Raw genomic sequence first — 26,370 nt, forward strand, 5'->3', positions numbered from 1 at the left:
TTTTTGGAATTAGTTCATAAAAAACACAGAACTTATATCTATCTAGCGATCGCTGCATCGCTACTTGTGCATCTTGTGATGATGCCTTCCAAAATGACTTCTCTGAGTATGCTCTCTCTGCCTAAGCTCGATAAGAAAGAGCCTCAACGCATTCGTCTTAAGTTAAATAATAAGGCCCGACAGATTGTCACTACAGCAAAGGCCAATCAGGAACTCGCTGATAAGGCCAAGTTTCTTAGTGAAACTAATAATAAAGTTGACCGAGAGACGAAGGCAAAAGTTGTGGATTCTTTTAATCTTGGGGGCCTTGGTAATGCTAAAGTTGACCAAAAGGCTCAAGGGAAGAAAGCAAAGAAGCAAAATAAGAGAAAGTTAACGAAGTCAAAAACAGGACGTATTAGTTTTCAAGACTTTGCAGTATCGCAAAATACCTCTTTAGAAAAAGATCAAAACCTAGTTAAAGGGACAAAAACAGGCGCAGAGAATAGTCGCGGGATTGCTAGCTCAAATGACCATTTAGAAGATATTAAATTAGGGGATATCACTAAGCTAAATACAACAGAGTATAAGTATTACGGTTTCTACTTTCGAATAAAGCAACAATTAGAGCAGCACTGGGGCAGCACTTTAAGAGAGAAGATGGAGGCCATCTATCGTCAAAACCGCAGAGGCCCAGCAGGAAGTAAATTTCTAACAAATGTGCGCGTTGTTTTAAATGAAAAAGGTCACATTGTTAATGTTATTGTTCAAGGCTCGTCTGGAGTAAAAGACCTAGATGATGCAGCGGTTGAATCCTTTAATAAAGCAGGACCTTTTCCAAATCCACCAGCTGGAATGGTGAAAAATGGTTTCGCAAATATTGACTGGGGATTTGCCGTTACAAAGAACTAGTGCTTTGTATTTCCTTTAAGCATTTTCTTGATATTGTTGATACCTTCCATAAGAACATAGTCAGTCCAAACTTGATCAAGCTCTTTGATAGTTTCCACAATTTTAATAGCTGCTTGATCGTAAGAGATACGATCAGTTTCTGCTAATTGTTCAATTGCATTTGAAATCGCTGCGATTGCTGAAGAGTTGCAAGCCTGACTTAATCTATCCTCATAAGTAGTATCGATCTTTCTTTCTTTACCCTTAATGATTGCTGTGTTGATTAGCTGAATAGATTCTTGATTATTGTGCATTTAATACCCGTCTCAATTTATTCGATATCAGTGAGAATTGGGAGTATGAGGCCTTAGCATTCATTCGTAAAGGAAAAAATTGTGGTAATGGAAATATTTTTTATGTTGAATTTGTAAGTGTTTGAAATACAAAAAAGCCCTCTATAAGAGGGCCTTGATATGATAGAAAAAGTTATTTTCTAATAATTATTCTTGACACAGAGATTCGTAATCTTCGTTGCTTAAAAGGTCACTTAACTCATCTTGATTTGTCATTTTTACTTTAACCATCCATGAATCATATGGATCAGAGTTAAGACTATCTGGTGTATCAGGAAGCTCTTCATTAACTTCTGTTACAACACCTGATACTGGAAGATAAAGATCACTTGCTGACTTGATTGATTCAACTACACCAAAAGTATCATCTTTTGAAAACTCTTGTCCTACTTCTGGAAGTTCAACGAAAACAATATCACCAAGAGAGTTTTGTGCGAAGTCTGTAATACCAACAGTTACGATATCACCTTCTGCTTTTACCCACTCATGTTCTTTAGTATATTTTAGTTCTGTTGGAATGTTGTTCATTATTTATGTCCTCCGCTAACAAATGGTTTTGTATGGTAATTAGTATCTATAATATTCTTTCTAATTTGTATTTTAAATTTTTTATTTTCTGGAAAACGTTCTCTTTGTACGAGTCCAAGACAGATACCTTGGGAGTTTGTTACTGACATTGTTCCACTTGTAACTTTTCCAATAACTTCATCTTGCTCATTTAAAATAGGATAACCTTCTCTAGGTATACCTTTATCAATTGATAACTTCACTAGACGATACTTTGAAGTTAATCCATCTAATGCTTCTTTTCCAATAAACTTTTCTTTTTTAAGTTTAACAGTCCATTTGAGTGCTGCATCAAGTGGTGTCAACTCATCATTCAGTTCATGGCCGTAAAGTGGATAACATACCTCTAGTCTAAGCACATCACGAGATGCAAGTCCACATGGAGTTACATCAGCATTTAAAAGCTGTGCCCATAATTTCTTAATTGTTTCATGGCCTCCAAAAATTTCAAAACCATCTTCTCCTGTATATCCAGTTCGTGCCATAATAACGTCGCAACCACTCCATTCACTTTCGTAAGCTGAGTAGTATTGTGCATTCGTAACGGACTCAAAACCTAGTGAAGCAAGTACCTCTTCAGTCTTTGGTCCTTGTATCGCTAATAGGGAATAATCATCCGATTTATTTGTTAATGAAATATCAAAGCCATCGGTTTTTGAGGAAATCCAACTCCAGTCCTTTTCGATATTTGCAGCATTAACACAAATCATAATCTTTTCATCGGCCAATTTATAAGCAATAAGATCATCGACTACAGTTCCGTCTTCGCGGCAAAGAGGTGAGTACACAGCTTTACCTGTTTGCGCACCAGCAAAATCATTAGTTAAGATATAATCAACAAATGCGATAGCGTCTTTACCCTCAACAAAGAATTCACCCATATGTGAGACATCAAAGACACCAATATTATTTCTGACAGCTTCAACTTCTGCCTTTACTCCTGCATATTGAATAGGCATTTCATAACCAGCGAAGTCTGCCATTTTTGCTTTTAGGTCGCGATGGGCCTGTGTTAGGGATGTTTGTTTCATAAATGTCCTTGTATTTTATTTTTTGGCCGCGCTAATGAGGTTTTGTGAAACACTAAAGATTGTCATTGGCCCTACACCTTTTGGAACAGGTGTTATTGCTGCAACTTGATCTTTGATATTAGCAAAGTCACAATCTCCACATAATTTTCCATCTTCACTGCGATTGATTCCAACATCAAAAATTATCTGAGAATTATCATCTCTAAAATATTCTTTTGTGAATAGTTTTGGTGAACCGATTGCTGTGACGATTATATCTGCGGTTTTAGTTAAATCTTTTAGGTTTTGTGTTTTTGAGTGAGCTAAAGTTACTGTTGCATTTAAATTGGATAGTAGAAGAGAAAGAGGCTTTCCTACGATAAGACTTCTTCCAACAATAACAACACTCTTACCTGCAAAATCAATTCCATAATACTTGGCCATGGTCACAATTCCTTTTGGAGTACATGGAATCATGGATGTTTCACCAAGTTGACCACGATAAAGTTTAGCGACATTTTCATAATGAAAACCATCGACATCTTTATGGGGAACAACAAGATCTGTGGTATCAATTTGCGACAAGCTTTTTGGTAGTGGGAGTTGAATAAGAATACCGTGAACCAAATCATCATTATTGAATTCGTTTACGACTTTTAAAAACTCTTCTTCTCCAGTGGATTCATCGAGGTTGATGATCTCACAACTAGCTCCAATTTTTTCTGCAAATTTTTTCTTACTATTTGTGTAAATAACGCTTCCTGGATTATTGCCAACAAGGATTACCTTTAGACAAGGAGTTATATCCTTAGACTTTAAGGATTTACACTCATCTTTGAGGACTTCAACCTGTTTTTCAATAACTGGCTGAGCATATAGTAATTTAGCTTCTTTTTGCATCGATCTATATTATCTTTAACACTAAGTATTGGCAATTTCAGAATTACATCGTATTCATTGATTTATGTTTTTTTGGTTAGGATTAGCACTACAATTAATAGGTTTTGCCTCAGTCGGTCTCTGTCTTTTTGCTGGATTGCAAAAAGGTGATTATGAAATGCTCGAACTTTATCAATTCATTGGTGGCTCAGCAGTATTTTATATCGGTCATATGATAAAAGGCGTAGATCGCTCGTAAATTCGAATTTTTTGTTTATACTAAGAGTTATGTATATTCTTGGAATTGACCCAGGATCTCGTACCACTGGTTGGGCCGTGATTGAAGTTGAGGGGCGAAAATTTAAATACATTGACTCGGGTGTCTTAAAATTTGATAAGATACCGGAATTTCTCGATCGTCTCGCTACTATCTCGATGTCAATTAAAGATATTGTTTCACTTCACAAGCCTGATGAAATCTCAATTGAATCTCTTATCTATGTAAAGAGCGTCCCTGCTTTATCAAAATTGGCCCAAGCTCGTGGAGCACTTATCGCAGGTCTGTCTGAGAAGTATCAGGGGAAAATCACAGAATATTCACCAAACTTAATAAAATCTACTGTCACTGGTCATGGCCATGCAACTAAAGAAGGTGTTGATAAGGCCTTATCGATGATTTTTGGCAAGATTACATTTAAGTCACATGATGAGTCAGATGCCCTTGCTATAGCCTTATGTCACGCGTTGAATCGTGGACAAAGAGCAAAAATAAAGGGAAAATCAACACGTACAAAAGCGCGTACATTAAAAGAAGTATTTTCTAAGTAGGTTTTATGATTGGACTATTGCAAGGAGAAGTCGTTTTCAGTGACGGAAACGAGTTGATATTATTTTCACCTTCAGGTGTCGGACACCAAATTTATTTTCAGCACGTTCTACCGGAAGGTTCAATTGCTGCAATTTTTATTTCACATATTGTTAAAGAGGCGAGTGAGGAACTTTTTGGGTTTCGTTCACTTCGTGAAAAGAAAGCATTTGAAATGCTCTTAAGTGTTAAAGGTGTTGGTCCAAAAGGGGCCTTTGCTCTTGTAACGAGTATTGGAGTTGATAATATAATTGATGCAATTCTTTTTGAAAATAAGAAGACACTTCAAAAGGCTCCTGGGATTGGTGCCAAGGCAGCTTCACAAATCATTCTTGATTTAAGTGGAAAAGCCCAAAAAATAAAAATGTATTCTAAGGCTTCAGCAACAGCTACATCTGTACCAGATACAGTAATACAGCCAACTCTTAATCTCGAAATAATTGAAGAAACAATTCATGCAACACCATCATATGATTCAGCTTTAATGAATGATGCCATAATGGCATGTAAGGAACTTGGTTTTACTGAAGATAAGGTTATGCCTCTTGCTAAGAGAATCTTAGATGAGAATCAAATTACTAGAGCTGAACAATTAGTTCACCTCGTTTTAAAAGAGGTCTAAATGTCTGATGAACGAATTTTCGATCCTGAACTAGGTGAAGAGGAAACAAAGAAAGAAGTTCTTCTAAGGCCTAAAGACTTTACTGAATATATTGGTCAAAAAAAGATTGTTCAAAATATCGATGTCATGGTGAATTCTGCTGTAAAGAGAAATCAGTCTATGGACCATGCTCTTTTATCGGGACCTCCTGGTCTTGGGAAAACATCATTGGCCATGATTATTGCAAATGCACTTGGAAGTCATCTGCACGTTATCTCTGGACCGGCCATTGAGAAGAAAGGTGATCTTGCCGCTATCTTAACTAACTTAGAAGCAAGAGACGTTCTCTTTATTGATGAAATACATCGCATGCATATCTCAGTCGAAGAAATACTTTACTCAGCGATGGAAGACTATCGACTTGATATTGTAATTGGAGATGGAGCTGCGGCACGAACAATGCAAATTGATATTGCTCCCTTTACTTTAATTGGGGCAACAACTCGTTCAGGCTTATTATCAAATCCTCTTCGAGATCGTTTTATGGCCCACTTTCATTTTGATTTTTATCAACCTGAAGAGTTAGCTAAAATTATCTCTAATAATGCAAAGAAATTAAGCTTGGGAATAGATGAAGATGCTGAGCTTTTAATGGCAAGGTGCTCAAGGGGAACTCCGCGAATTGCCAATCGAATTCTTAGAAGAGTAAGAGACTTTGCTATTGTTCGTGATTCATCACATGTAAATATCAATGACGTAAAGAAGTCTCTTGAAATGATGGAAATTGATGAACGTGGACTTGATCGTATGGATCGAAGAATTTTAAAAGTGATTCAAGAATACTATGGTGGCGGGCCAGTTGGTATTGAAGCTCTTTGTGCGACTCTTGCAGAAGATCGTTCCACAATTGAAGATGTCTATGAGCCTTTCTTACTTAAGGAAGGATTTTTAATACGTACGCCAAGAGGTCGCGAGATCTCACAAATTGCAAAAGAGTTGATTAATGAAAAATAAGTTTTTTATCTTAGTTTTAGTTTTTTTATCCCTAAATTCACAAGCAACATATGATCTCCACGCTGGAGCTGGGTTTCGCTCCTATGCTCTAGGTGCTGCCGCTCGTATTGAAGGTGGAGCTAACCAGGAGCTTTGGCGCCATAATGATCAAATCTATGGCTTTCTTCGCGAGGCCGCTTATTTTACGACAAGTGGAACCATTAATACGATTGGTGGAAAGATTGAATTCTTTCCAATTTCAATTCTTGGTTTCGTAGCAGGATCAGAACAAGTTTATCGCTCTTCAAAAGAGTTAGATACTTTTGATTGTGATGTTCAGGTTTGTGACTCTGATGGAACTCGTTCTTATTTAAGAGTTGATAGTGTTCTCGGTTATAAGAAATTCGTCATGATTAATGATTATCAACGAGATTACTTTGATTACGACTTTAAGGGTGAGGTAGCAAATGCCCTTCATACACTTGAGATCCAATCAGATGATATTGTAAACATCATGAGAAATATCATCGCATATCAATATAGTGATAAGTACACATTTGGAATTATTCATCTTCGTACTTGGTCTGAAAAAACAAAACAGGATAAAACATTTGTTGGTTTTTTAAATCAATTTAAAAAAGAAAAGTGGACTTATGATGTGGTTCTTGGTGGGAATCGTGATCGATTTAACCGCAATCACTTCAGTATGCTACTACAATTGAAATATGATTATAAGAAAGGTTTAAGGTTATTTTAAATGAAGAAAATTTTATTACTTGCACTCGCACTATTAATGACATCATGTTCATTGCTCTATGGGAAGCTTGGTGGAGATTTTGATTATGAACCAAGTGAATACGAAAAGCTTCCTAAACACGTAAGAGAATTCATCGAAAAGTCATATGATGGAATAGACTTAAAAAAATTAAGAGATACACACTTACACATTGTTGGCCTTGGAAATAGTGGCAGTGGTATTTGGGTTAACCCACATATGAAAGATTGGTTTAATCACCTGTCTAAGTATAATCGATTTAATGTTTATATGACGGCATCTGGTGTTGATGATGAATCACAAGCCGATGAGCAATATATTGCACGCTTAACTGAATTGATGAGATATCAGCCTCATTTCATTCCAGCATACGCTTTAGCTTTTGATTATCACTATAAATTAGATGGCACGATAGATTTAGAACACTCAGAGTTTTATGTTCCAAATGAATATATCGCTAAAGTTGTAAAAGAAAATCCTGTCAATTTTAAAATGGTTGCTTCGATTCATCCATATCGTCAGGATGCACTTGAGGAGCTTGAAAAATGGGCCGCTCAAGGTGTTCGATTTGTAAAATGGCTTCCAAATGCCATGGGGATTGATCCATCAAATAAAAAAGTTCTTCCTTTTTATAAGATGATGAAAAAATATGACATGACACTGATCTCTCATGCAGGTGAAGAAAAGGCCGTTGAAGGAGATAAGTTTCAAGAGCTTGGTAATCCTCTTCGTCTTCGTCCTGCACTTGATATGGGAATCGATGTAATTATCTCTCATGCAGCCTCAAGAGGTAAGTGTGCCGATCTGGATAACGGTGGAGTACAAGCAGAATGTTCAGATCTATTTTGGCGTCTTTTCAAAGAAAAGAAATATGAAAAGAACTTATTCACTGACTTATCGGCATTAATTATCTACGAAAGACTAAGCCAGCCTTTAATTGAAATGATTGAGAATAAGCAATTTCATTCACGTGTAATGTATGGTTCTGATTATCCACTACCTGCAATCAATTGGATCTATCGAACTACTGATCTGGTTGAAAAAGGATTTATTACAGAAGAGGAAAGAGATATTCTTAACGAGATCTATTCAATCAATCCTCTCTTATTCCACTTTGTGGCATTAAGAACAGTAAGGCATCCCAAAACTGGAGAAAAACTCACAGATGAAGCGTTTGAAATGCCTACACGTCTTTTAAAAAAATAAGCTATTTTTTAATAACTGCCATTGTCAGACGAGAGATACATACTAATTTGTCTTTCTCGTCTGTAATGCGGATGTCCCAGATATGAGTTGATTTTCCCAGATGGACAACTTTGGCCTTGGCCGTAACGAGCCCACTTTGAACTGGCCTAACGTGATTGGCGTTTATCTCAAGTCCTGCAGCATAGTACTTAGAAGAATCCAGTACTAAATTAGAAGCAATAGAGCCAACAGATTCTGCTAAAACACAGCTTGCCCCTCCGTGAAGGACGCCATATGGTTGCCTTGTTCTCTCATCGACTGGCATTGTTGCCACGAGATAATCATCACCAAAGTCTGTCACTCTAATATCGAGATGCTCGACACAACAGCCTTTGTTGAACTTGTTTACGTCAGATAATTCGAATTCTTCATTCCATATATTCATAAATAAAACCTTTTGAACGTGTTATATTTAGATAAGCTAATATTGTTTTATCATATGCATTTATTTTAGGGTTATTATTAAAAGAGTGGAAGGCTTGGTTAATTTTTGTTACAAAAAGCTTTAACATGGTAGATTTGGTAATATTTTGCTGGTATTTGACGATACTTGCTATATATTGCTGCAAAGTTTAAAATGGAATGAAGTACTTAATATTAGGTGAATTTAAATGTTAAACCAACGAACTATTGCTAAGACAGTTACGATTACGGGAATTGGAATCCATTCTGGTGAGAAGGTTTCTATGACTCTGCATCCAGCTCAAGCAGACTCTGGTATTTCATTTAAAAGAACAGATATTAAGGACTCAGAGATCCTAAAGGCGACTGCTACGACAGTTGGGGCCACTGAGAATAATACTGCTATTGGTTCTGGTGCGGGCGCTGTTCACACAGTTGAGCACTTACTTTCTGTTCTCTACGGTTTTGGTATTAATAATTGTTTTATCGAAATTGACGGGCCAGAAGTTCCTACAATGGATGGATCAGGTGCCTCTTTCTTATATGTCATTAAAGAGACAGGTATCCAACAATTACATAAAACGAAGAAATTTCTAGTAGTTACAAAGCCAGTGGAAGTTAAAGTTGGCGAAAAATGGGCAAGAATAGAGCCTTGTGAAAAGCTAATAATTGACTCAACTATTGTCTTTAAACATCCTATTATTAAGACACAGCGTAAAGAATTTGAGTTTACTTGTGAAAATTATATAAATGAAATTGGAAGAGCACGTACTTTTGGATTCTTAAGAGATGTCGATATGCTTAAGAGAAAAGGTTTAATTAAGGGTGGCTCTCTCGATAATGCAGTTGTTCTTGATGACTTCAAAGTAATGAATCCTGATGGGCTTCGTTTTAACGATGAATTTGTAAGACATAAAATTCTTGATACAATCGGTGATATTAGTCTTTTAGGTTATGAAATTGCCGGAAAAATAACTACTTATATGTCAGGTCACCACGTTCACAACGTGCTTTGTCGTAAGCTTTTAGAAACACCAGATGCCTACGAAATCGTTTCAGCTACTACTTTAGAGAAAGAAGCAGTACAGGCATTTGATCTACCCATGGCCCTTGCGCCGTCATTCTAATCAGTCTATATAAAAATATTTTAGCATTTAAAGCGTGATCAACCACGTGTACAATGATATTGAATTTTCATTATCTTACGTTTTTTCGTATTAATAAAAAGAGAGATTTACATGATTCTATCAAAGGGATTTTGGCAAACATACAAAGAAGTACCAGCTGATGCAACGATCGCTTCACACCAATTAATGATGAGAGCAGGTTTGATTCATAAGTCAGCTGCTGGATTATATAATTATCTACCGATGGGATATCGTTCGATTCGCAAGGTTGAACAAATTGTTCGTGAGGAAATGGATAAGGCCGGATGCTATGAAATGCTCATGTCTGTAGTTACTCCAGGTGAACTTTGGCAGGAAACTGGACGTTGGGAAAAGATGGGCGGTGAAATGCTTAAGTTCAAAGATAAGGCTGATCGCGATCTTTGTATTTCTCCAACAAATGAAGAGGCCATCACAGATGTCTTTAGAAAAACAATAAAGTCATATAAAGATTTACCTCTATCTCTTTATCAAATTAATACAAAATTTCGTGATGAAATCAGACCTCGTTTTGGGCTAATGCGTGGCCGTGAATTTATAATGAAGGATGCATATACTTTTCATGCAACAAAAGAATGTTTAGATGAAGTATATGACAGAATGTATGAAGCTTATGAAAATGTTTTTAATCGTCTTGGACTAGAATTCTCTGCCGTTGTAGCAGATGGTGGTGCAATGGCCGATGGTGATGCAAAAACACATGAATTTCAAGTTATTGCTGATTCAGGTGAAGATGCAATTATCTATTCAAATGAAGCAAATTACGCCGCAAATATTGAAACTGCTAAAACAATACGAAAAGTTGAAAGTGCTGCTAAAACAGGAAGTATGGCCGAAGTGTCGACACCTGGAAAAGCAACAATTAAAGAAGTTTGTGAATTCTTAAAAAAGAATGAGTTTCATTCTTTAAAATCACTTGTCTATAAAGCTAGAAATGATGAAGAAGAAAAGTTTATTCTTGTTCTTTTATTAGGTGATGATGAGCTCAATGAGCTGAAACTTGAAAAAGTATATCCTGGCTATGAAGTGACAACTGCTACAGACACTGAACTTAAGGCCCTTGGCCTTATTAAGGGATTTATTGGTCCTGTTGAAATCTCAAACCTTGATATTGTATTTGATACTCAGGTTGATCTAGATGCTGCATATGTTGTTGGTGCTAATAAACTTGATATGCACTTAGAAAACTTTGTTCCAAAAGAAGTTATTAAACAAATTAAAACAGCAGATCTAAGGTTGGCATGCTCTGGTGATTATACTGTTGATGGAAAGCATCAAGTTGAATTAAAGCGCGGGATTGAAGTTGGTCATATCTTCCAACTTGGAGATAAGTATACAAAGGGAATGGATGCTACCATCTTAGATCAAAATGGTAAGGCCATGGCACCACTTATGGGATGCTATGGAATAGGTGTAACTCGTTTAGTTGCTGCTGCAATTGAGCAAAACCACGATGAGAATGGAATCATTTGGCCGGCCGCTATAGCACCTTATAATGTTTCATTTGTAGCGATTGTAAAATCCGAAGAATACAAAGAAAAAGCAAACGAACTATATAAAACACTAATCAACAGTGGTCTTGAAGTTGTCTATGACGACCGCAAGGCAGGACCAGGATTTAAGTTTAAGGATGCAGATCTACTTGGTTTACCTCTCCAGGTTGTACTTGGTGAAAGAGATCATAAAGAAGATGGCATGCTTGAGATTCGTATACGTCGCTCTGGCGAAAAAATAAAAGTGTCTCATGAAGACTTAATATCTAAAGTGAATGAGTTACTAAAGGAACTGTAATGGAACAAGATTTAATTGTTGGTGTTCATTCAATTGTACATGCAATTCGCAATCCTAAAAGAACAACAGTAGAACTTATCGCATGCGAAGAAGGGCTAGAAAAACTCAATAAAATGGGAGGGCTCAAAAAGCATGAATTAGATGGTTTAAATATAAAACTTGTTTCTTCACATAAGGTTCAAGAGCTTGCTAAAGAGCTCTACGCTAAAGAAGACTTCCAATACTCAAGAGTTCCTTCTGGTGTACTTCTTGTAAGTTCCGCTAAGAGTATTTCAGAAACGAAACCTCTTTTTGATGCAATAGATGCTGGTGAAGAAGTTAAAATATTATGCCTTGATGGTGTAACTGATGTACATAATGCTGGAGCAATTATGCGTACAGCTGCATTTTATAATGTTTCACATATTGTTTTTGCTGTTAAAAATAATTTTAATATTGGACCTTCAATGGCCAGAATTGCTTCTGGTGCACTTGAGTATATTGAAATTGTAAAATGTAATTCACTACCAAAATTCTTATCTGCTCTAATAAAACGAGGAGTGACACCTGTTGGACTTACAGAACATACAGATGATAATGAAATTGGTGAAATAGCAGGAATCAAATGTTTAGTGCTAGGAGCGGAAGATAGAGGTCTATCACACGCTTCTGTACGATTATTAGAGAAAAAAATTCGTTTAGAACCAATAGGAAAGATTGAGTCCTTGAATGTTTCTGTTGCTGCGGCGATAGCGATGGAGAAAGTTTTTTCTTAAAATTATTTAAAAAAAACTTGCCAAATTTTTTGTTCTCTTTTATAACTTATTTCCATCGCAGGAAATTTGGGCTGGCATAGCTCAGTTGGCTAGAGCAGCGGTTTTGTAAACCGCAGGTCGTAGGTTCGAGTCCTATTGCCAGCTCCATTTTTACTACGATTGTGGCGAGGTTGCCGAGTGGCCAAAGGCAACAGACTGTAAATCTGTCGGGGTATCCCTTCGATGGTTCGAATCCATCTCTCGCCACCATTTTAAAAAATATCTTTACAGATAATTTTTAAAAGGCTATAAAAGATAAATCTTATGCGGGCGTAACTCAGTTGGTAGAGTGTCAGCCTTCCAAGCTGAATGTCGCAAGTTCGAACCTTGTCGCCCGCTCCATTAAAAAGCTCCTTTTTGGGAGCTTTTTTTTTGCCTTTTTTCTAAGTTTTCAATTAAAATCTCTGTACACATCTTGTGATGCTCGCGTGGCTCAGGGGTAGAGTACTTCCTTGGTAAGGAAGAGGTCACGGGTTCAAATCCCGTCGTGAGCTCCATTAAATTAAGTTAAATTGTCGTTTTTTGTGCTGTTAAGTATAGATTTTACTGGCAATCCAAGAATTTTATGTTATCAATTTGAGAAAATAAAATTTGTAAGTACGGTTTTTATAGTGATGGCATTTTTTTTATGTTGAATCTATTCTGAATTTATCCGATACTTACAACTCAAAAATAGCTTATAAAGACAAACTAATAGGGTTTTGTTTAACTTTTTTAAGGAGACTTAAGTCATGGCAAAAGAATCTTTTGACAGAAGTAAGCCCCACGTAAACATTGGTACGATCGGGCACGTTGACCACGGTAAGACAACTCTTACAGCGGCAATTTCAATTACACTAGCGAACGCACTTGGTGGTGACGTAAGAAAATTCGACGAAATCGATTCGGCACCAGAAGAAAAAGCTAGAGGTATTACAATCAATACTTCACACATTGAGTATGAAACAGCAACAAGACACTACGCACACGTAGACTGTCCAGGTCACGCTGACTATGTAAAGAACATGATTACAGGTGCAGCACAAATGGACGGAGCAATCTTAGTTTGTTCAGCGGCTGATGGGCCAATGCCACAAACAAGAGAGCACATCCTTCTTGCACGTCAGGTAGGTGTACCAGCGATCGTAGTATTCTTAAATAAAGTAGACCAGGTAGATGATGAAGAACTACTTGAGCTAGTAGAAATGGAAGTAAGAGAGCTTCTTTCTTCTTACGACTTCCCAGGTGACGATATTCCTATCGTAGCTGGTTCGGCACTAGCAGCTCTTGAAATGAGAGACGATGCAATTGGTAAAGATAAAGTACTAGAGCTTATGGCACAAGTTGATGAGTATATCCCAACTCCAGCTAGAGCAACAGATCTTGACTTCCTAATGCCAGTAGAAGATGTATTCTCAATCTCAGGACGTGGTACAGTTTGTACAGGACGTGTTGAAAGAGGTGTAATCAAGGTAAACGAAGAGATCGAAATCGTTGGTATTAAAGAAACAACTAAGACAACTGTAACAGGTGTTGAGATGTTCAGAAAGCTTCTTGACGAAGGTCGTGCAGGTGATAACGTTGGTCTACTTCTACGTGGTGTTAAGCGTGAAGAAGTACTACGTGGTCAGTGTCTAGTTAAGCCAGGATCAGTAACTCCACACGCGAAGTTCAACTGTGAAGTATATATCCTTTCAAAAGATGAAGGTGGACGTCACACTCCAATCTTCAAAGGTTATAGACCACAATTTTACTTCAGAACAACAGACGTAACAGGTGATATTACACTTGCAGACGGAGTTGAGATGGTAATGCCAGGAGACAATACTTCATTCGCAGTAGATTTAATTACTCCAATTGCGATGGAAAAAGGTCTTAAGTTCGCGATCCGTGAAGGTGGTAGAACAATTGGTGCTGGTACAGTATCTGAAATTCTAGACTAATAGATTTTCTATTGAAGATATAGAGGGGGACCACTTGGTCCCCTTTTTTATTGAGTAGGGATTGCATCCTATAATATGCATGTAAGTTTTTAAATTTTGGTTTTTTTCTAAGAATAAGAGATTGACGAGGAAGGCCTTTTTGGGTAACTTATCAATCCAATATCACTACGGGTGTATAGCTCCAATTGGTAGAGCGGCTGATTCCAAATCAGTAGGTTTAAGGTTCGAATCCTTATGCGCCCGCCACTTTTCTTTTAAATATTATTTATTAATACTTGGAAAATTATCCCATTTTATTGTTTAGACTTGCCAAAGCATGTTAATTAAGGGATATAATCTGGTACTTGTACGTTTAATTTAGGTAAAAAAGGATTTGAAATGTCTCTCATTAAGAGTGAAGACAGCAAAAAGTGGATTAACGCTTTCGTTGCTGCTGTAAGTGCAATTTGTGGATTTATTACGATTAGATTCTTCGAGCAATTAGGAGAATGGTTTGATCTAGAAGCAAAGGTTCCTAACTTTCCAATCACGGTACAAGTTGTTGGAATTGTTGTAGGTCTGATTGTTTTTATGTCAATCGTAAAAAACAAGTCTGCATCGACATTACTTGAAGATGTTTATGGCGAACTAGTTAAGGTAGTTTGGCCTAATAAGGATGATGTTTTAAAGACAACTGTTGGACTAGTAATCGCTTTGAGTATTGTTAGCGGTATCTTTGTTCTGATTGATTACTCATTCAGACAATTACTAAGTTTAATTCTGTAGCCTAACTTAAAAAATTAAAAGTGAGATAAAGCATGGTTGATAATAACGAATCAGAAAAAGAACTTAACGAAGAAGTAACTGCAGCGCCAGAGGCTTCTGAAGAAACAACTGAACAGGCTGAAGCAGTTAACCCTAACTTTCGTTGGTATATTGCAAAAGCTCTTACAGGACAAGAAAACAAGGTTCAAAAGACTCTTCGTGAAAGAATCGTTAACTACAAGCTAACAGATTCTTTTGGTGAGATTGTTGTACCTGAAGAAAAAGTTACAACTCATGCAGGTGGAAGAAAGAGAACGATCACTAAGAAGCTCTTTCCAGGTTATGTGTTAATTCAAATGGTTATGAATGAGAACACGTGGCACCTAGTTAAAGATACAGATAAAATTACAGGTTTTGTCGGTGGTACAGTTGACAAACCAGCCCCTTTATCAGATGAAGAGGCAGCTTATATGACAGGTAAATCTAATGAAGGCTTCAAAAAGTCACGCACAACTGTGGACTTTTCTGAAGGTGAAGAAGTTAAGGTTATTGAAGGACCATTTGCTTCATTCATTGGAACTATTGAATCAGTAAACGAAAACGGAAAACTGAAAGTGAACGTTTCTATCTTTGGTCGACCAACACCAGTAGAATTAGACGCTTCTCAGGTTGAAAAGAATTAATAATCGTTGGTAGAACGCAAGTTCGCAGGAGAATTTTATGGCTAAGAAAATCACAGGTTTCATTAAGCTACAGATTCCAGGTGGGAAAGCTAACCCATCACCACCAGTTGGGCCGGCACTAGGTCAAAAAGGTGTTAATATCATGGAATTCTGTAAGGCTTTTAATGCAAAGACTCAAAAAGACGCAGGTGTAATGCTTCCAACAATCATTACAGTTTACTCTGACCGTTCTTTTACATTTGTAACAAAGACACCACCAGCTTCATACCTTCTTAAGACTAAGCTTAAGCTTAAAAGAGGTGCACAGAAGCCAGGTACAGAAGTTGTAACGACAGTATCTAAAAACGTTATTGAAGAAATCGTTGAAGCGAAAAGACCAGATCTAACAGCTGCTACTCAAGAAGCTGCTGAAAGAATCATCGAAGGTTCATGTCGTTCAGCTGGTATTAAACTGGACTACTAAGAGGTGTACAATGGCTAAGAAATCAAAAAAATATACAGAAGCACTTTCAAAAGTGGATACAACAAAAACTTATACAATCGACGAAGCTATCGCACTAGCTAAAGAAATCAAGTTTGCTAACTTTGATGAAACAGTTGATCTAGCATTTAGACTTGGTGTTGATCCAAGACACGCAGATCAAATGATTAGAGGTGCACTAGCTCTTCCAGCAGGTACAGGTAAATCAGTTAAGGTATGTGTTATCACTTCTGGTGATAATGTTGCTAAAGCTGAAGCAGCAGGTGCTGATCATGTAGGTGGGGATGACCTAGTTGCTAAGATCGCTGGTGGTTGGCTAGACTTCGATAGAGTTATCGCATCACCAGATATGATGGGTAAACTTGGTCGTGTAGCAAGAATCCTAGGGCCAAGAGGTCTTATGCCTAACCCAAAATTAGGAACTGTTACTCCAAACATCGAAAATGCTGTTAAAGAGCAAAAAGCTGGTAAGGTTGAATACAGAACTGAAAAGAATGGTATCATCCACGTTCCAGTTGGTAAGTCTTCATTCTCAACTGAAGACCTAAGAAAGAACGTTGATACAATGGTATCAGCAATTATTAAAGCTAAGCCTGCATCTGCAAAAGGTACTTACCTTAAGTCACTGACTATCAGTACGACAATGGGACCAGGTCTTAGAATTGACACACTAGAAGCTACAGCAGTAGCTAGTAAATAATAAGGGGTTGATGATTGTCGGTGTGGCCGCTGATTAAGTTTAACGCCACATAAAGCCTGCATGAAATCTCCCTCCAGTAGTTTAGGAGGTAAACGATGTTAACTAGAGCAGAGAAAGACGTTATCATCGAGGGTCTTAATAAAAAGATCACTGATGCAAACGCTATCTTTCTAACAAACGTTATTGGACTACCGTCGAATGATGCCAACGCTCTAAGAAAGTCTGTTCGCGATGCGGATGGAACGCTAGTTGTTACTCGTAACTCACTTTTCTCAAAGGCTGCAGCCGGAACAGACGCGGAAGAACTTCTTTCAGGTCTAAAAGGTACACAAGCAGTTGCTTTCGCATTTGGAGACGCTCCAGGTGTTGCAAAAGCACTTAAGGAATGTGGGAAAGAGTTTGAATTAGTAGAACTTAGAGGTGGTTTACTAGATGGTAAAGCACTAACACCAGCAGAAGTAAACGCAATTGCAGACCTACCATCTCGTGATGAGATGCTTGGTACTCTTCTTGCAACATTTAATGCACCGATCTCAGCATTTGCTAGAGTTCTTAATGCAATTAAAGAGCAAAAAGAAGCAGGCGGTGAAGCTGCTCCAGCTGCAGCTGAAGAATCTGCAGAATAATTTAAAAGTTAATAGTTAATAGTTGAAATTATTTTAAAAATTTAGGAGTTAAATATGTCTATTACAAATGAACAATTAATTGAAAAAATCTCTAGCATGACTGTTCTTGAAGTTTCTGAACTTGTAAAAGAACTTGAAGAAAAATTTGGTGTATCAGCTGCTCCAGTAGCTGTTGCTGGTGCTGCAGGTGCTGCAGGTGCTGCAGAAGAAAAAACTGAATTTGACGTTGTACTTGCTGAAGCAGGTGCTAAGAAAATCAACGTTATTAAAGAAGTTAGAGGTATCACTGGTCTTGGTCTTAAGGAAGCAAAAGAAATGGTTGAAGGTGCTCCTAAGACTGTTAAAGAAGGCGCTACTAAAGAAGAAGCAGAAGAAATCAAGAAAAAACTTGAAGCTGCTGGTGCAAAGGTTGAGCTTAAGTAATTTAAGCCCCTTGCTCATCGCATAAAAATTTAAAAAATTCAGGTGTGGAGATTTAGCGATCTTCACACCTTTTTTGCGTTTGATTAAACCAAAAAAAAAAGTTATTAAGTAACTAAAAAAACATATACAACGTGCACGTTTAAACAATTAAAACCCGGGAGAACCATAATGACTGAGGTTTTTAGACCAAACGAGTGGTTTCGCAGAAACTTTGCCTCTACACCATCGGTGCTAGAGACGCCTCCACTCATGCTTCTACAAAAGAAGTCCTATGATGACTTTCTTCAAAAGGACGTACCTCCTTCTCAAAGAGAAGAAATGGGACTGCAGTCTGTTTTTCATTCTGTATTTCCAATCCATGACTTTAACAAAACTGTATCATTAGAGTTTGTTAGCTACTCACTTGAAGAGCCAAAGTACACTGTAAAAGAGTGTCGCCAAAGAGGACTTTCTTATGAAGCTCCACTTAAGGTAGTTGTTCGTCTAGTATTCTATGATGTAGCAGTCGACAAAGATGGTAACGAACAGAGAACTGTATCTTCGATCAAAGAGCAGGAAGTTTACTTAGGTAATATTCCTCTAATGGCCGAAACTGGTTCTTTTGTATATAACGGAACTGAGAGGGTTATTGTTTCTCAGCTTCACAGATCTCCTGGTATCGTATTCGAACACGATGGTGGTAAGAAGCACTCAAGTGGTAAGCTTCTTTACTCAGCTAGAATCATTCCTCATAGAGGTTCTTGGCTAGACTTCGAATTCGATCACAAGAATATCCTATTCGCTAGAATTGATAGAAAAAGAAAATTACATGCAACAGTAGTTCTTAAGGCTCTTGGTTATAGTACTGAAGAGATCCTTGATATGTTCTACAACATGGAAACGATTAAGTTTGATAAGAATGGTGAGTTCACTAGAACTTTAGACTTATCTCTTATGACTGGTACTCGTGCAACAAACGATGTACTTGATCCAAAAACTGGTAAAGCTATTGTTAGAAAAGGGAAGAAGTTCTCAAAAGCATCTGTAAGAAGACTTACTGAAGCTGGAGTAAACGAAATTCCTGCAACTTTAGAAGAAGTAGTTGGTAAAGTTGTTGCCAAAGATATCTTTAACGAAGAAACAGGTGAAGTTATTTGTCTTGCAAACGAAGCTCTTTCAGAAGCTAAGATTCAAGAATTAACAGCAGCTGGTGTTAAAGAAGTTGAGTGTCTTTATATTGATATGATCAACTTTGGTGATCAAATCAGAAACACACTTCTACTAGATAAGACAGATACTAAAGAGGATGCTCTTCTTAAGATCTTTGAAAGACTAAGACCAGGTGAGCCACCGGCAGTTGAAGCTGCAGAAGCTCTATTTGAAAGTCTTTTCTTTAATGAAGAAAGATATGACCTATCACGCGTTGGTCGTATGAAAATTAATTATAAGTTTAAAACTGATGTTCCTGTTGAGAATACAGTTTTAACAAAAGAAGATATTAACACTACAATCCAGTACCTTGTTGAGCTTAACAATGGTAAGGGTCGTGTAGATGATATCGACCACTTAGGTAACAGACGTGTTAGACCTGTAGGTGAACTACTTGAAAACCAATTTAGAGTTGGTCTAGTTCGTATGGAAAGAGCGGTTAAAGAGAGAATGGCAATTCAAGAAATTGATACAATGATGCCATATGACCTTGTTAACCAAAAGCCAGTTGCTGCTGCCGTTAAGGAATTCTTTGGTTCATCACAACTTTCTCAGTTTATGGATCAAACGAACCCACTTTCAGAAGTAACTCACAAGCGTCGTCTTTCAGCTCTTGGGCCAGGTGGTCTAACGAGAGAAAGAGCATCTTTCGAAGTTCGTGACGTTCACGTTACTCACTACGGAAGAATGTGTCCGGTTGAGACTCCTGAAGGACCAAACATTGGACTAATCACTTCTCTTGCAACATTTGCAAAAGTTTCTGAATACGGTTTCATTGAAACTCCGTACCTAACTATTGGTGAAGACCAAAAGATTGGTGATGTTGAGTATTTCACTGCCTTCCAAGAAGAAGGTAAAGTTATCGCTCAGATCGATGCAAATAACATCAAAGATGGAAAGCTAGTTGGTGAGCACGTTGCTGCACGTGATTCAGGTGAATTCACGCTTGTTGACGCTGCAGAAGTTAACTTAATGGACGTTTCTCCAACTCAGATGATTTCAGTTGCAACATCATTAATTCCTTTCCTTGAGCACGACGATGCCAACCGTGCCCTAATGGGATCGAACATGATGAGACAGGCAGTGCCTGTTGTTAAGACTGAAGCTCCAATCGTTGGTACAGGAACAGAAAGAATTGTAGCTAGAGACTCTGGTGCCGTTCTTGTTGCTGAAGACAATGGTCGAGTAATCTTTGTTGATTCAAACAGAATCGTTATTCAAAGAGATAGTTTTAAAGATGGTGAATCTGGCGTTGATATTTATAAACTAGTTAAATATCAAAGAACTAACCAGAACACTTGTAATAACCAAAAAGCTCTTGTTACTGAAGGTGACATTGTTAAGAAAGGTGACGTTCTAGCTGACGGACCTGGTACTGACAATGGTGACCTAGCACTTGGGCAAAACCCTCTTGTTGCATTCATGCCATGGGGTGGTTACAACTACGAGGATTCGATCCTGATTTCAGAAGATCTTCTTGCAAAAGATGTATTTACTTCTGTTCATATCGAAGCATTCGAAGTTGAAGCTCGTGATACAAAACTTGGTAAAGAAGAAATCACTCGCGATATTCCAAACGTTTCAGAAGAGTCTCTAAAAGACCTTGATGAAGCAGGGATCGTTAGAGTTGGTGCAATCATTAAGCCAGGTGACATTCTTGTAGGTAAGATTACTCCTAAGGGTGAAACTCAACTTTCTCCTGAAGAAAAACTTCTTAAAGCAATCTTCGGTGACAAAGCTGGTGACGTTAAAGATACATCACTAAGAGTTCCTTCATCTGTTTACGGTACAGTAATTGATGCTAGAGTTTACACTCGTGAAGGTGTTGAGCTTTGTGCAAGATCTAAGGATATCATTGAGCAAGAAACAACTCTTCTTAGAAGAGATGAAAGAATTGAAATTAAAGCAATTCAAACTTCAGCAATTCTAAAAATTGCAGATATGCTTAAAGGTGCAAAAATCACTGACGTTCTTGTTTCTGAAGATGGTTCAGCAGAACTTCTTTCTAAGGGAACTGAGATCACAGGTGAAGTACTTGCTTCAATTCCATTTGAGCTAATTGGTTACTTACCTCTACAAGCTGAACTTGAAGAAAAACTATCTGAGTATTTCGCAGATGTTAGAAACAAGATCAATAGAGTTAGAGCTAAGACTACTGATGAAATTGCTAAACTTCATAGAGGTGATGAGCTTCCTCCAGGTGTAATCAAAAAGATTACTGTTTACGTTGCAATTAAGCGTAAGCTTCAGCCAGGTGATAAAATGGCCGGTCGTCACGGTAACAAAGGTGTTATCTCAAACGTTGTACCTCGTGAAGATATGCCATATCTTGCTGATGGAACACCTGTTGAGATCGTACTTAACCCACTAGGGGTACCTTCTCGTATGAATATCGGACAGCTTCTTGAGCTTCACCTTGGATGGGCCGGACGTGGTCTTGGTGAAAAAATCAAGGTAATGCTTGAAGAACAGCAGAAAGTTCATGAGATCAAGGATTTCATTTACAAAATCTATAAGACTCCAGAGGTTGAAGCGTGGCTTAAGTCAGCTTCAGACGATGTTGTTATGGCACTTGCTAAGAAGCTTACTAGCGGTGTTCGTTTCTCAACTAAAGTATTTGATGGTGCTTCAGAAGCAGATATCAGAGAAATGCTTGAGCTTGCAGACCTAGAACCACACGGTAAAACTACACTGTTTGATGGTAAAACTGGTGATGCATTTGCTGAGGACGTTACTGTTGGTGTTATGTATATGCTTAAACTACACCACCTTGTAGACGAAAAACTTCACGCACGTTCAACAGGTCCTTACTCACTTGTAACTCAGCAACCACTTGGTGGTAAGGCTCAGTTTGGTGGTCAGAGACTTGGGGAAATGGAAGTTTGGGCACTAGAAGCATACGGTGCTGCTTATACACTACAAGAGTTCTTAACTGTTAAATCTGATGATGTTATCGGTAGAACTAGAATGTATGAGTCAATCGTTAAAGGTGAGCAAGTACTTGAACCAGGTCTTCCTGAATCGTTCAACGTTCTAATCAGAGAGCTACAGGCACTTTGTCTAGACGTTAAACTTGAAGAAGACAGAATTGAAGAATCTATTCGTTAATTTATGGCAGGCTTAGTCCTGCCATATATTAAGAGGGCATAAAAAATGAAAGACCTTTTAAACTTTTTTGATAAGCCAAAAGATCCAGTAAGCGTTGAGGGTGTATCTATCAAGCTTGCTTCTCCTGATACAATCAGAGAGTGGTCATTTGGTGAAGTAAAAAAACCAGAAACTATTAACTATAGAACATATAAGCCTGAAAGAGATGGTTTATTCTGTGCAAAGATCTTCGGACCAGTAAAAGATTACGAATGTATCTGTGGTAAGTATAAGAGAATGAAGCACAGAGGTGTAGTATGTGAGAAGTGTGGTGTTGAAGTTACACTTTCAAAAGTACGTCGTGAGAGATGTGGACATATCGAATTAGCAACTCCTGTTGCTCACATTTGGTTCCTACGTTCACTTCCTTCAAGAATGGCCGCTCTACTTAATCTTTCTCTTAAAGAACTTGAAAAGGTTCTTTACTATGAAGCTTATATTGTAACTGCTTCAGCAACTGATGGTGTTGAAGGTGGTCTAGATGTAGGTCGTGTTATCTCTGAACAACAATACTGGGAACTTAAAGATCAAGGAATTGACTTTGAAGCTGGTATGGGTGGAGAGATTGTTCAAGAACTACTTTCTAAGCTTGATATCGATTTAGAAAACAAAAACTTAAGACGTGGTCTTGCTAATGCTACAACAGAAATGGCAAGAACAAAGTTCGTTAAGAGATTAAGAGTTGTTGAATCTCTTATGAAGTCTGAAAACAAGCCTGAGTGGTTCATGATGGATGTAGTTCCAATTCTTCCACCAGACTTAAGACCTCTAGTTCCTCTTGAAGCTGGACGTTTTGCAACTTCAGATCTTAACGATCTATACAGACGTGTTATCAACAGAAACAACCGTCTAAGAAGACTTAAAGAACTTAATGCTCCTGAAATCATCATTAGAAACGAAAAGAGAATGCTTCAAGAAGCAGTAGATGCTCTTTTTGATAATGGTCGTCGTGGTAAAGTATTTACTGGTGCTAACAAGCGTCCACTAAGATCTCTTTCTGATATGTTAAAAGGTAAGCAAGGACGTTTCCGTCAAAACCTTCTTGGTAAGCGTGTTGACTACTCAGGACGTTCTGTAATTGTTGTTGGTCCAAGTTTAAGACTTCACCAGTGTGGTTTACCTAAACTTATGGCACTTGAGCTTTTCAAGCCATTTATCTACAACAAACTAATTGAAAAAGGACACTGTACTACGATTAAAGTTGCTAAGCGTATGGTTGAGCAACAAAAAGAAGAAGTATGGAATATCCTTGAAGAAGTTGTACAAGAACACCCAGTACTTCTTAACCGTGCACCAACTCTTCACAGACTTGGTATCCAAGGTTTCGAACCAGTACTTATTGAAGGGAAAGCGATTCGTCTTCACCCTCTTGTATGTACAGCATTCAACGCCGACTTCGATGGTGACCAGATGGCCGTTCACGTTCCTCTATCACTTGAAGCTCAAATTGAGTGTCGTGTTCTTGCAATGTCGACAAATAATATTCTTTCTCCAAAAGATGGTTCTCCAATTATTACTCCATCTCAGGATATCGTTCTTGGTCTTTACTACATGACTCGTGAGAGACCATATGCTCGTGGTTACGGGAAAACTTTCTCTTCTAAAGAAGAAGCTCAGTTTGCTTACCACTCAGGTAACCTACACCTTCAAGCACCTATTAAAGTTCGTATCGATGGTGTTGTTCACGAAACAACTGTTGGTCGTACTTTCGTATTCGATATTGTTCCATCATGCTTAAACTTCGCTGATGTAAACATTATCCTAGGGAAGAAAGAACTAGTTAAACTTCTAGACCTTGCTTACAGAAGAGGATCTGAAAAAGATACTGTTCTTCTTGCTGATGGTCTTATGCAGCTTGGTTACAGCAACGCTACGAAAGCAGGTATTTCGATTAACGTTGTTGATATGGAAATCCCATCTGAAAAAGAAGGTATCCTACAAGAAGCTCACGATGAAGTTAGCGCAATTACTGAAGAGTATAACGAAGGTTCAATCACTAACGGTGAGAGATATAACAAAGTCGTTGATGTTTGGTCACAAACAACAGAAAAGCTTGTTAAGGTTATGCTTGAGAAAATTTCAACTGATGAATTTACATCTGAGAAAGAAGGTGAAGAGCCAGTATACGCTCCTTCATTCAACGCTCTATATATGATGGCAAACTCAGGTGCAAGGGGTTCTGCTCAGCAGATGAGACAGCTTGCTGCCATGAGGGGTCTAATGGCCAAACCATCAGGTGAAATTATTGAAACGCCAATTACTTCAAACTTCCGTGAAGGTTTATCGGCACTTCAGTACTTCACGTCTACGCACGGTGCACGTAAAGGTCTAGCCGATACTGCCCTAAAGACAGCAAACTCTGGTTACCTAACGAGACGTCTAGTTGACGTAGCTCAAGATGGTATTATCAGAAATGAAGACTGTGGTACGACTGACGGAATTACTCTTACTTCACGTATTGAATCTGGTGAAGTTGTTGAGCACGTAGCATCTAGAGCTATGGGCCGTGTAACAGCAGCTCCAGTTATCTCAGCTGAAGGTAATGAAGTTCTTCAATCAGGTCACTTACTAACTGAAAAAGACCTTGAAATGCTAGAAGCAAATGAAGTTGACCAAATCAAAGTTAGATCAGTTCTGACTTGTAACGAAAGACATGGGTTCTGTGCTGCATGTTTTGGTCGTGACCTTGCTCGCGGTACAATGGTTTCAGTTGGTGAAGCAGTTGGAGTTATTGCCGCTCAATCAATTGGTGAACCTGGTACACAGCTTACAATGCGTACTTTCCACGTTGGTGGTACTGCAACTGCTGGTGCACAAGTAAATAAAACAACAGTTCGTACGTCTGGTAAGGTTGTATTTAACAACGTTATCACTGCTGAAACTCAAAACGGTCTTCTTATTATGAATAAGACTGGTGAGCTAATCATTAAAGATGCACGTGGTGTTGAAAAAGAAAAATATCCAGCAACTTACGGTGCTAAGTTACACTTCAAAGAAGGTGACGAAGTAAACGTAGGGGATACTCTGATTGAATGGGACCCGTTTGCGATTCCACTTCTAACAGAAGTAGCTGGTACAGTTAAATTTGAAGACCTAGTTGTTGGTGCAACTATTGCAGAGCAAACAGATGCAGTAACAGGTCTAACTCAAAGAACTGTAATGGAAACTAAGGATCCTTCTCTACAGCCAAGAATTTCTATTCTTGATGCTGATGGAAACCCAGTAATTGTTCCTGGAACAAACCGTCAAGCAACATACCGTCTTCAAGTAGGAGCAACTCTTACTGTAACTGAAGGTGATGAAGTTGAAATTGGTGGTGTATTATCTAAAGTTTCTCGTGAAACAACGAAAACAAAAGATATTACAGGGGGTCTTCCAAGGGTTGCAGAACTTTTCGAAGCTAGAAAGCCAACTAATGCATCTCAAATTGCCGATGTTACAGGTACTATTGAGTTTGGTGCAGAGGTTAGAGGTTCTAGAAGAGTTCTAATTAGACCTGAAGATGGTTCAGATCCAGTTGTTTACACAATCCCTAAGGGTCGTTACGTAACAGTTAACGAAGGTGACTACATCCGTTCTGGTGAAGCTATTATGGATGGTCCAGCTAACCCACATGATATCCTAAGAGTTTTAGGTATCAAGGAACTTGCTGGTTACATCGTTGATGAAATTCAAGCTGTTTACCGCCTACAGGGTGTTGATATTGATGATAAGCACATCGAGGTAATTGTTTCTCAAATGCTTAAGAAAGTTGAAGTAACTGATCCAGGTGACTCTACATTTGTTGTTGGTGACTCTGTAACTAAAGCAGAATTACTTACTACGAACGAAGAACTAGTTGCTGATGGATATGAGCCAGCTCAAGCTAGACCAGTTCTACTTGGTATTACTAAGGCAGCTCTTTCAACTGATTCATTCTTATCAGCTGCTTCATTCCAAGAGACAACGAAGATTCTTACTCAAGCTTCACTTGAAGGTAAGAAAGATATGCTTCGCGGTCTTAAAGAAAACGTACTTATGGGCCGCCTGATTCCAGCAGGTTCTGGTATCTCTAAGTACCGTGATTATGAAGCATTTGTTGAAGAAGAGTCTTCAGTTGAAGAAACTTCTACATTAATGTTATAAAAACTTGCTTATATGAGGGG

The 26,370-nt window shown here is 38.1% G+C and carries 24 protein-coding genes and 5 tRNA genes; 24 read left to right on the plus strand and 5 right to left on the minus strand.

Annotation, left to right across the window (positions count from 1 at the left end; all coding sequences use genetic code 11):
* The first annotated feature begins 3 nt into the window (after window positions 1-3).
* A complete protein-coding gene (locus ACMAZI_RS01715) occupies window positions 4-891 on the plus strand; it encodes a TonB family protein (protein WP_120405587.1) in 888 nt (295 codons plus the stop codon).
* Here ACMAZI_RS01715 and ACMAZI_RS01720 read toward each other — a convergent pair.
* The 4 genes from ACMAZI_RS01720 to ACMAZI_RS01735 form a co-directional block, all read right to left on the minus strand.
* Window positions 888-1,184, minus strand: a complete 297-nt coding sequence (locus tag ACMAZI_RS01720) for a hypothetical protein (RefSeq protein WP_114705903.1) — start codon at window positions 1,182-1,184, stop codon at window positions 888-890. The two genes, ACMAZI_RS01715 and ACMAZI_RS01720, sit on opposite strands and share 4 nt — an antisense overlap.
* A 186-nt stretch (window positions 1,185-1,370) precedes the next feature.
* Window positions 1,371-1,751, minus strand: a complete 381-nt coding sequence (gcvH, locus tag ACMAZI_RS01725; RefSeq protein WP_120405586.1) for a glycine cleavage system protein GcvH — start codon at window positions 1,749-1,751, stop codon at window positions 1,371-1,373.
* The gene (gene gcvT, locus ACMAZI_RS01730; RefSeq protein WP_334677871.1) at window positions 1,751-2,821 is read right to left on the minus strand and encodes a glycine cleavage system aminomethyltransferase GcvT; all 1,071 of its coding nucleotides are present in this window, start codon (window positions 2,819-2,821) and stop codon (window positions 1,751-1,753) included. Before gcvT ends, gcvH begins: the two co-directional genes overlap by 1 nt.
* Window positions 2,822-2,836: 15 nt before the next feature.
* The gene (locus tag ACMAZI_RS01735; RefSeq protein ID WP_334677872.1) at window positions 2,837-3,700 is read right to left on the minus strand and encodes a bifunctional 5,10-methylenetetrahydrofolate dehydrogenase/5,10-methenyltetrahydrofolate cyclohydrolase; all 864 of its coding nucleotides are present in this window, start codon (window positions 3,698-3,700) and stop codon (window positions 2,837-2,839) included.
* Window positions 3,701-3,764: 64 nt separating this feature from the next.
* Between ACMAZI_RS01735 and ACMAZI_RS01740 the strand changes: the two genes are divergently transcribed.
* The 6 genes from ACMAZI_RS01740 to ACMAZI_RS01765 are packed head-to-tail and all read left to right on the plus strand — an operon-like array spanning window position 3,765 to window position 8,119.
* The gene (locus tag ACMAZI_RS01740) at window positions 3,765-3,938 is read left to right on the plus strand and encodes a hypothetical protein (RefSeq protein ID WP_158536777.1); all 174 of its coding nucleotides are present in this window, start codon (window positions 3,765-3,767) and stop codon (window positions 3,936-3,938) included.
* Window positions 3,939-3,949: 11 nt separating this feature from the next.
* Complete coding sequence (gene ruvC / locus ACMAZI_RS01745) at window positions 3,950-4,507, plus strand: crossover junction endodeoxyribonuclease RuvC (protein WP_412473899.1); 558 nt, start codon at window positions 3,950-3,952, stop codon at window positions 4,505-4,507.
* A 5-nt stretch (window positions 4,508-4,512) separates the two neighbouring features.
* Window positions 4,513-5,166 carry a Holliday junction branch migration protein RuvA gene (ruvA, locus tag ACMAZI_RS01750; RefSeq protein ID WP_114705898.1) on the plus strand — a complete coding sequence of 218 codons (654 nt, stop codon included), beginning with the start codon at window positions 4,513-4,515 and terminating at the stop codon, window positions 5,164-5,166.
* A complete protein-coding gene (ruvB, locus tag ACMAZI_RS01755) occupies window positions 5,167-6,159 on the plus strand; it encodes a Holliday junction branch migration DNA helicase RuvB (RefSeq protein ID WP_114705897.1) in 993 nt (330 codons plus the stop codon).
* On the plus strand, window positions 6,149-6,895 hold the full coding sequence (locus ACMAZI_RS01760) for a hypothetical protein (protein ID WP_412473898.1): 747 nt from the start codon (window positions 6,149-6,151) through the stop codon (window positions 6,893-6,895). Before ruvB ends, ACMAZI_RS01760 begins: the two co-directional genes overlap by 11 nt.
* Complete coding sequence (locus ACMAZI_RS01765; RefSeq protein ID WP_114705895.1) at window positions 6,896-8,119, plus strand: amidohydrolase family protein; 1,224 nt, start codon at window positions 6,896-6,898, stop codon at window positions 8,117-8,119.
* A gap of 1 nt (window position 8,120) precedes the next feature.
* Here the strand turns inward: ACMAZI_RS01765 and ACMAZI_RS01770 are convergent, their stop codons facing one another.
* Window positions 8,121-8,543 (minus strand): hotdog fold thioesterase, encoded by a 423-nt coding sequence (locus tag ACMAZI_RS01770; RefSeq protein WP_334677873.1) that lies wholly within the window; start codon window positions 8,541-8,543, stop codon window positions 8,121-8,123.
* A gap of 226 nt (window positions 8,544-8,769) precedes the next feature.
* On the opposite strand from ACMAZI_RS01770, the gene lpxC reads away from it, so the two are divergent.
* The 17 genes from lpxC to rpoC all read left to right on the plus strand — a co-directional run bounded on the left by lpxC (window position 8,770) and on the right by rpoC (window position 26,350).
* Entirely contained in the window at window positions 8,770-9,687 is a 918-nt protein-coding gene (lpxC, locus tag ACMAZI_RS01775) for a UDP-3-O-acyl-N-acetylglucosamine deacetylase (protein WP_114705892.1), read from the plus strand.
* Between the two features lie 111 nt (window positions 9,688-9,798).
* Window positions 9,799-11,517 (plus strand): proline--tRNA ligase, encoded by a 1,719-nt coding sequence (locus tag ACMAZI_RS01780; protein ID WP_412473897.1) that lies wholly within the window; start codon window positions 9,799-9,801, stop codon window positions 11,515-11,517.
* Window positions 11,517-12,272, plus strand: coding sequence for a TrmH family RNA methyltransferase (locus ACMAZI_RS01785; RefSeq protein ID WP_114705890.1), 756 nt, complete (start codon window positions 11,517-11,519; stop codon window positions 12,270-12,272). Before ACMAZI_RS01780 ends, ACMAZI_RS01785 begins: the two co-directional genes overlap by 1 nt.
* A gap of 70 nt (window positions 12,273-12,342) precedes the next feature.
* A tRNA-Thr gene (locus ACMAZI_RS01790) sits at window positions 12,343-12,419 on the plus strand.
* A gap of 16 nt (window positions 12,420-12,435) precedes the next feature.
* Window positions 12,436-12,521, plus strand: a tRNA-Tyr gene (locus ACMAZI_RS01795).
* Between the two features lie 56 nt (window positions 12,522-12,577).
* Window positions 12,578-12,653 (plus strand) — tRNA-Gly (locus ACMAZI_RS01800).
* An 80-nt stretch (window positions 12,654-12,733) separates the two neighbouring features.
* Window positions 12,734-12,808 (plus strand) — tRNA-Thr (locus ACMAZI_RS01805).
* 234 nt (window positions 12,809-13,042) lie between these two features.
* Window positions 13,043-14,233 (plus strand): elongation factor Tu, encoded by a 1,191-nt coding sequence (gene tuf, locus ACMAZI_RS01810; RefSeq protein WP_120405577.1) that lies wholly within the window; start codon window positions 13,043-13,045, stop codon window positions 14,231-14,233.
* Between the two features lie 169 nt (window positions 14,234-14,402).
* Window positions 14,403-14,479 (plus strand) — tRNA-Trp (locus tag ACMAZI_RS01815).
* 132 nt (window positions 14,480-14,611) lie between these two features.
* On the plus strand, window positions 14,612-14,998 hold the full coding sequence (gene secE, locus ACMAZI_RS01820; RefSeq protein ID WP_114705889.1) for a preprotein translocase subunit SecE: 387 nt from the start codon (window positions 14,612-14,614) through the stop codon (window positions 14,996-14,998).
* A 32-nt stretch (window positions 14,999-15,030) separates the two neighbouring features.
* The gene (gene nusG, locus ACMAZI_RS01825; protein ID WP_114705888.1) at window positions 15,031-15,660 is read left to right on the plus strand and encodes a transcription termination/antitermination protein NusG; all 630 of its coding nucleotides are present in this window, start codon (window positions 15,031-15,033) and stop codon (window positions 15,658-15,660) included.
* A gap of 37 nt (window positions 15,661-15,697) precedes the next feature.
* Complete coding sequence (gene rplK, locus ACMAZI_RS01830) at window positions 15,698-16,123, plus strand: 50S ribosomal protein L11 (protein ID WP_114705887.1); 426 nt, start codon at window positions 15,698-15,700, stop codon at window positions 16,121-16,123.
* Between the two features lie 10 nt (window positions 16,124-16,133).
* Window positions 16,134-16,841 carry a 50S ribosomal protein L1 gene (gene rplA, locus ACMAZI_RS01835; protein WP_114705886.1) on the plus strand — a complete coding sequence of 236 codons (708 nt, stop codon included), beginning with the start codon at window positions 16,134-16,136 and terminating at the stop codon, window positions 16,839-16,841.
* Between the two features lie 95 nt (window positions 16,842-16,936).
* Entirely contained in the window at window positions 16,937-17,467 is a 531-nt protein-coding gene (rplJ, locus tag ACMAZI_RS01840) for a 50S ribosomal protein L10 (RefSeq protein WP_114705885.1), read from the plus strand.
* Window positions 17,468-17,521: 54 nt separating this feature from the next.
* Entirely contained in the window at window positions 17,522-17,890 is a 369-nt protein-coding gene (rplL, locus tag ACMAZI_RS01845; RefSeq protein WP_114705884.1) for a 50S ribosomal protein L7/L12, read from the plus strand.
* Window positions 17,891-18,058: 168 nt separating this feature from the next.
* Window positions 18,059-22,186, plus strand: coding sequence for a DNA-directed RNA polymerase subunit beta (rpoB, locus tag ACMAZI_RS01850; RefSeq protein WP_114705883.1), 4,128 nt, complete (start codon window positions 18,059-18,061; stop codon window positions 22,184-22,186).
* A gap of 45 nt (window positions 22,187-22,231) precedes the next feature.
* Window positions 22,232-26,350 (plus strand): DNA-directed RNA polymerase subunit beta', encoded by a 4,119-nt coding sequence (gene rpoC / locus ACMAZI_RS01855; protein ID WP_120405579.1) that lies wholly within the window; start codon window positions 22,232-22,234, stop codon window positions 26,348-26,350.
* Window positions 26,351-26,370 lie beyond the last annotated feature (20 nt).

It is taken from the genome of Halobacteriovorax sp. YZS-3-1 (assembly GCF_047084945.1).
Classification (GTDB): Bacteria; Bdellovibrionota; Bacteriovoracia; order Bacteriovoracales; family Bacteriovoracaceae; genus Halobacteriovorax_A; species Halobacteriovorax_A vibrionivorans.

What these genes read in the sequence shown, in the direction of transcription:
- ACMAZI_RS01770 (WP_334677873.1), bottom strand. Translation starts at nt 8,543, where the DNA reads ATGAATATATGGAATGAAGAATTCGAATTATCTGACGTAAACAAGTTC.
- ACMAZI_RS01765 (WP_114705895.1), top strand. Translation starts at nt 6,896, where the DNA reads ATGAAGAAAATTTTATTACTTGCACTCGCACTATTAATGACATCATGT.
- ruvA (WP_114705898.1), top strand. Translation starts at nt 4,513, where the DNA reads ATGATTGGACTATTGCAAGGAGAAGTCGTTTTCAGTGACGGAAACGAG.
- rplJ (WP_114705885.1), top strand. Translation starts at nt 16,937, where the DNA reads ATGTTAACTAGAGCAGAGAAAGACGTTATCATCGAGGGTCTTAATAAA.
- rplK (WP_114705887.1), top strand. Translation starts at nt 15,698, where the DNA reads ATGGCTAAGAAAATCACAGGTTTCATTAAGCTACAGATTCCAGGTGGG.
- ACMAZI_RS01735 (WP_334677872.1), bottom strand. Translation starts at nt 3,700, where the DNA reads ATGCAAAAAGAAGCTAAATTACTATATGCTCAGCCAGTTATTGAAAAA.
- ACMAZI_RS01780 (WP_412473897.1), top strand. Translation starts at nt 9,799, where the DNA reads ATGATTCTATCAAAGGGATTTTGGCAAACATACAAAGAAGTACCAGCT.
- rplL (WP_114705884.1), top strand. Translation starts at nt 17,522, where the DNA reads ATGTCTATTACAAATGAACAATTAATTGAAAAAATCTCTAGCATGACT.
- ACMAZI_RS01760 (WP_412473898.1), top strand. Translation starts at nt 6,149, where the DNA reads ATGAAAAATAAGTTTTTTATCTTAGTTTTAGTTTTTTTATCCCTAAAT.
- rpoB (WP_114705883.1), top strand. Translation starts at nt 18,059, where the DNA reads ATGACTGAGGTTTTTAGACCAAACGAGTGGTTTCGCAGAAACTTTGCC.
- lpxC (WP_114705892.1), top strand. Translation starts at nt 8,770, where the DNA reads ATGTTAAACCAACGAACTATTGCTAAGACAGTTACGATTACGGGAATT.
- ACMAZI_RS01785 (WP_114705890.1), top strand. Translation starts at nt 11,517, where the DNA reads ATGGAACAAGATTTAATTGTTGGTGTTCATTCAATTGTACATGCAATT.
- secE (WP_114705889.1), top strand. Translation starts at nt 14,612, where the DNA reads ATGTCTCTCATTAAGAGTGAAGACAGCAAAAAGTGGATTAACGCTTTC.
- tuf (WP_120405577.1), top strand. Translation starts at nt 13,043, where the DNA reads ATGGCAAAAGAATCTTTTGACAGAAGTAAGCCCCACGTAAACATTGGT.
- rplA (WP_114705886.1), top strand. Translation starts at nt 16,134, where the DNA reads ATGGCTAAGAAATCAAAAAAATATACAGAAGCACTTTCAAAAGTGGAT.
- ruvB (WP_114705897.1), top strand. Translation starts at nt 5,167, where the DNA reads ATGTCTGATGAACGAATTTTCGATCCTGAACTAGGTGAAGAGGAAACA.
- ACMAZI_RS01720 (WP_114705903.1), bottom strand. Translation starts at nt 1,184, where the DNA reads ATGCACAATAATCAAGAATCTATTCAGCTAATCAACACAGCAATCATT.
- gcvH (WP_120405586.1), bottom strand. Translation starts at nt 1,751, where the DNA reads ATGAACAACATTCCAACAGAACTAAAATATACTAAAGAACATGAGTGG.
- gcvT (WP_334677871.1), bottom strand. Translation starts at nt 2,821, where the DNA reads ATGAAACAAACATCCCTAACACAGGCCCATCGCGACCTAAAAGCAAAA.
- rpoC (WP_120405579.1), top strand. Translation starts at nt 22,232, where the DNA reads ATGAAAGACCTTTTAAACTTTTTTGATAAGCCAAAAGATCCAGTAAGC.
- ACMAZI_RS01740 (WP_158536777.1), top strand. Translation starts at nt 3,765, where the DNA reads ATGTTTTTTTGGTTAGGATTAGCACTACAATTAATAGGTTTTGCCTCA.
- nusG (WP_114705888.1), top strand. Translation starts at nt 15,031, where the DNA reads ATGGTTGATAATAACGAATCAGAAAAAGAACTTAACGAAGAAGTAACT.